The organism is Haloarcula sp. JP-Z28, assembly GCF_011440255.1.
GTDB classification, from domain to species: Archaea; Halobacteriota; Halobacteria; order Halobacteriales; family Haloarculaceae; genus Haloarcula; species Haloarcula marismortui.
In genome coordinates this window covers 1-3,101 of record NZ_JAAOHT010000139.1, presented here as the reverse complement: position 1 = coordinate 3,101, position 3,101 = coordinate 1, and the positions used below count along the sequence as shown (strand labels likewise).

At 61.1% G+C, this 3,101-nt stretch carries 4 protein-coding genes and 1 pseudogene; 2 read left to right on the top strand and 3 right to left on the bottom strand.

Annotation, left to right across the window (positions count from 1 at the left end; translation table 11 throughout):
* Positions 1 to 564, top strand: a pseudogene (locus tag G9463_RS23475) (hypothetical protein); the annotation flags it as partial.
* Between the two features lies 1 nt (position 565).
* Here G9463_RS23475 and G9463_RS23470 read toward each other — a convergent pair.
* The 3 genes from G9463_RS23470 to G9463_RS23460 form a co-directional block, all read right to left on the bottom strand.
* Entirely contained in the window at positions 566 to 862 is a 297-nt protein-coding gene (locus tag G9463_RS23470; protein WP_011223590.1) for a hypothetical protein, read from the bottom strand.
* A gap of 153 nt (positions 863 to 1,015) precedes the next feature.
* Positions 1,016 to 1,315, bottom strand: a complete 300-nt coding sequence (locus G9463_RS23465) for a hypothetical protein (RefSeq protein ID WP_121303292.1) — start codon at positions 1,313 to 1,315, stop codon at positions 1,016 to 1,018.
* A gap of 2 nt (positions 1,316 to 1,317) precedes the next feature.
* Positions 1,318 to 1,695 carry a helix-turn-helix domain-containing protein gene (locus G9463_RS23460; protein WP_004516178.1) on the bottom strand — a complete coding sequence of 126 codons (378 nt, stop codon included), beginning with the start codon at positions 1,693 to 1,695 and terminating at the stop codon, positions 1,318 to 1,320.
* Between the two features lie 211 nt (positions 1,696 to 1,906).
* On the opposite strand from G9463_RS23460, the gene G9463_RS23455 reads away from it, so the two are divergent.
* Positions 1,907 to 3,058, top strand: coding sequence for a multicopper oxidase domain-containing protein (locus G9463_RS23455; protein ID WP_004956964.1), 1,152 nt, complete (start codon positions 1,907 to 1,909; stop codon positions 3,056 to 3,058).
* The last annotated feature ends 43 nt before the right edge of the window (positions 3,059 to 3,101 follow it).

The window sequence follows — 3,101 nt, the reverse complement described above, 5'->3', positions numbered from 1 at the left end:
GTTCTCGTCGCTGCTGGTCTCGGCGCGGTGGCGGTGCTTCTGGCGCGACAGCTCGTCGGTGCGCGTGTCGAGTGGTCGCCGATGCTGACCCGCTATAGCGTCGCGGCGCTGTCGCTGTTTCTCTGGACAGGGCTGACGGTGGTCGCGTGGTGGAACGACCCGCTCTCGTACACCGGGCTGCTCGGTCAGCCGTCGACAGCGCTACTCGTCGGCGGCATCGGCTTTGTCGTCTTCGGGACGCTGTATCACGTCGTCCCGTTCATCATCTGGGTCCACCGGTACAGCGACCGCCTCGGCTTCGAAGACGTTCCGATGGTCGATGACCTGTACGACCACCGCATCGCGGCGGTAGATGGTGTTGCAGTGACTATTGCGTACGCCCTCCTCGCGAGCAATCAGTGGTTTGCGACACCGGACGGCACGGCGCTGGTCGCCGGGATTTTCGCGTTTTTCGGGACGCTGCTGTTCGCGGGCAACCTCGTCGCTGTCCTCGTTGCGCATAGCCCACAATCGCTGCCAACACTGCTGACCGGTCGTGAACACACGTTCGCCGAGGACTCGTGACTCAAGTTGGCGTGGTCGGCTGGTCCGTATACAGCGAGTAGGTCAGAATAAAGAACCCAGCAGCGGTAAACAGTTCCTCAACAGTGACGCTCTGTGCCACCGGCAGCCCGACAAGCTGGTGCAGGCTGCCGCCGAGTATTGCGCCCAGTGTGACGAACCCGATTCCGAGACAGAGCGCTCGCATCGCCGGTGCCTGAGTACGGCGGTACGCGCGGTAAGTCAACGTTGTCAGTATCACGCCACAGAACAGCGTGACTGTTTTCATCCCGATTAACAACACTGCGTTCGCTCCAAGCATGACTCTGATTGACACGTCCTGCTAAATATACCGTCCGTAGCGTTTCCAGTCGGTGAGAATACCACTGTCACGACGCGACACGGACGTTGCCCGCTCGAAAAAATCGAGACGTAAGAGATCAAAAGTCTGCCGCGCGGGTGCGCTACGGACTCGCTACCGAACGTACAGCGAGTACAGGATGATGCCCAGGCCGATGGCCGTCAGCGAACTCGACGTAAATACGCTCACGGGAAGCAGTTCCTGCCCGAGAAACCTGCCGACAACGATATCCAGAGCGCCGCCGGCAAACGCACCGAGGGTCACTACCCCAAACCCGTATGTGAGCCACTTGTGCTGGGGGCTTTTCGTCCGGCTGTACGCCTGATACGAGTAGTACGTTATCAGTCCGCCAAGAATGAGAATCAGTGTCTTCGAGACGACGATGCCGACCTGTGAACTTGGGATGTGTACCATGGTTATGTCTCCTTTCGCACCTCAGACCAGAGGTTTTCGAGTCGTTGGTCCGGCGTCCGAGCGCGGTGTGAGATGTCGACGGTGAGCGACAGTTCCTCGTCGAGACTGATGACGACCTCCTCGAAATCAATCGCGTATCGGCTGGCGTGTTGGCCGTCCGACCGGACCTCAACGCCCTCGTACAGCAACGAGGATTCCGTCAGTAGTTCGAGCTTTCGGTAGGTCGTCGATAGCGGTACGCCGCTCCGGTCGGATATCTCGCTCGCCGTCAACGGTTCCTCCAGTACGCTGACAATGGCGCGACAGTCCTCATCGTCGAGTGCGTCGAGGACCGCCTGTAACTCCGGCGTCTCCTCGTCAGCGAAGGGGTCCCGGACCATCCTTGCCCGAAACTGCCCGCCCAAGACGTTTAATGTAACCGACTTCGGAGCGCTTACCGCCCGATACAGCCGACGTTTCCGCCACACAGCACGCAATATATGGGGGACTTATCTGTAACCGTGCCCCGGTTCCCAGTAACTGAGAACGGTTCTGCCGGCCTGAGAACTGGCTTTGGGGGTTTATACTGTGGTGTCTTAGCCCCAGTTGCTTATGGAAGACCAGATCGGCGCACCCGGATCGGGCATCTCCCGTCGTGACTTCGTGAAAGCCTCCGGCCTCGGTGGCACGGTGGCGCTTGCGGGCTGTACCGCGCCGGGTGAGGTTCCAACCGAAGAGTCAGTCGACGCCAGTACGACCCCAGCACAATCCGAGGGGGACCTCCCGACCACGTCTCCCCCGGAGATCGTCAACGTTGACGAGCAGGGTGGCGAAGTGACGCTGTCCTCCGTTCCCGCCAAGCACGAGGCCCATCCCGGCAAATCGATGGGCGGCCCGGTCGAACTGCCAAAGGTGTGGGCGTTCAAGGCCGACGACGGCGAACCGAGCGTCCCCGGTCCGATTCTCCGGACGACGGAGGGCGAGGACATGGAGGTCACGTTCGACAACACGGACGGCATGCGCCCGCATACGGTCCACTTCCACGCCGTCCAGAAGCAGTGGGAAGACGACGGCGTCCCGACGACCACGGGCATCCGCATCGACCCCGGCGAGAAACACACCTACACGATCCCCGCGAACGTGACGGGCACCCATCTCTACCACTGCCACTACCAGACCCATCGCCATATTGACATGGGGATGTACGGTATCTTCCGCGTCGACCCGAAGGGGTACGAGCCGGCCGACAAGGAGTACTTCATGACGCTGAAGGAGTGGGACTCCCGGCTGAACCAGCAGATGGCCGGCATGGACGCCAACTACGACGTTCGCAACCGCCGCCCTGACACGTTCACGGTCAACGGCAAGTCGGCACCCCGGACGCTCCACCCGGAAGATGGCTCGCCGATCATCGTCGAGCAAGGTGATACGGTGCGCATCCACATGTGCAACAACGGGTACATGGATCACCCGATGCACATCCACAACCACCGCTTCCAGGTGACCCACAAGGACGGCGGGAAGATTCCGGAAGCCGCCCGCCACGACCAGGATATCACCAGCATCCCGCCCGCCGGTCGGCACACGATTGAGTTCGAAGCCGACGCTGATCCCGGCATCTACCTCGCACACTGTCACAAGGTCAGTCACGCGATGAACGGGACCGCGTACCCCGGTGGGATGATCACTGGTGTCGTCTACAAGGAGGCGATGGACACCGACATCTTCAAACAGCTGATGGACTACGCCGGCTACGAAGCGTAAGACGGCGACCCCGCGTGTCGATTCGCGTCGAAGCGGCTTTTAT

Bases quoted from the DNA above. Each gene is read 5' to 3' on its own strand.
- G9463_RS23455 (WP_004956964.1), top strand. From the start codon at position 1,907: ATGGAAGACCAGATCGGCGCACCCGGATCGGGCATCTCCCGTCGTGAC.
- G9463_RS23460 (WP_004516178.1), bottom strand. From the start codon at position 1,695: ATGGTCCGGGACCCCTTCGCTGACGAGGAGACGCCGGAGTTACAGGCG.
- G9463_RS23465 (WP_121303292.1), bottom strand. From the start codon at position 1,315: ATGGTACACATCCCAAGTTCACAGGTCGGCATCGTCGTCTCGAAGACA.
- G9463_RS23470 (WP_011223590.1), bottom strand. From the start codon at position 862: ATGCTTGGAGCGAACGCAGTGTTGTTAATCGGGATGAAAACAGTCACG.